This window comes from Oleiphilus sp. HI0128 (assembly GCF_001635365.1).
Map to the genome: position 1 here is coordinate 1 of NZ_LWGG01000009.1, position 754 is coordinate 754.

The following is a 754-nucleotide window of genomic DNA, read 5'->3' on the forward strand; positions in this document are numbered from 1 at the left end:
GTCTGGATAGAGCTGCCGCCCTAAGCCCTCGATGTTTAGTAGGGTTTTTTGCAACAGTACAAGCTGGGGTTGAACTTCCATATTGAAGCGACGCGCTGTTTGGAACAAGCGCAGCAGAAACTGTCCAAAGGATATGTCTTTTAGCGGGCGTTCGAAAATAGGCTCGCAAACCGTACGGATGGCTGATTCAAACTCGTCTGCACGTGTGTCCTCAGGAACCCAGCCTGATGAAATATGTAACTCGGCAACCATTTTGTAGTCACGCTTGAAGAAGGCGAGCAGATTGCGTGCGAGGTAGTTTTGATCCTCAGGCGTTAGTGTGCCAACGATACCAAAGTCGATGGCAATGTATTGCGGGTTGTGAGGATTCTTTGACGAGACGAATATGTTTCCAGGGTGCATGTCAGCATGAAAGAAGCTATCGCGAAATACTTGAGTAAAGAAGATCTCTACGCCGCGTTCGGCAAGTGCTTTCAGGTTGACCCCGGCGGTTCTCAGCGCGTCAACGTCAGCAACAGGAATACCATACACCCGTTCCATGACCAGAACGTGCTGGTTAGTGTAGTCCCAATGAATTTCCGGGATGTAGATCAGTTCAGAATCTAGAAAGTTTCTACGGATCTGGGAGGCATTTGCTGCTTCCCTTTGCAGGTCGAGCTCATCGTAAATTGTTTTTTCATAATCTCTTACGACCTGTACCGGGTGAAGTCGCTTACCATCCACCCAATAGTTTTCCAGAACCAGAGCAAAGAAC

1 protein-coding gene is annotated in these 754 nt (G+C 48.4%); it reads right to left on the bottom strand.

All coding sequences use genetic code 11. The features are described from left to right. A partial coding sequence (locus A3763_RS00170; RefSeq protein WP_231872050.1) for an AarF/UbiB family protein occupies positions 1–754 on the bottom strand: 754 nt, incomplete at both ends.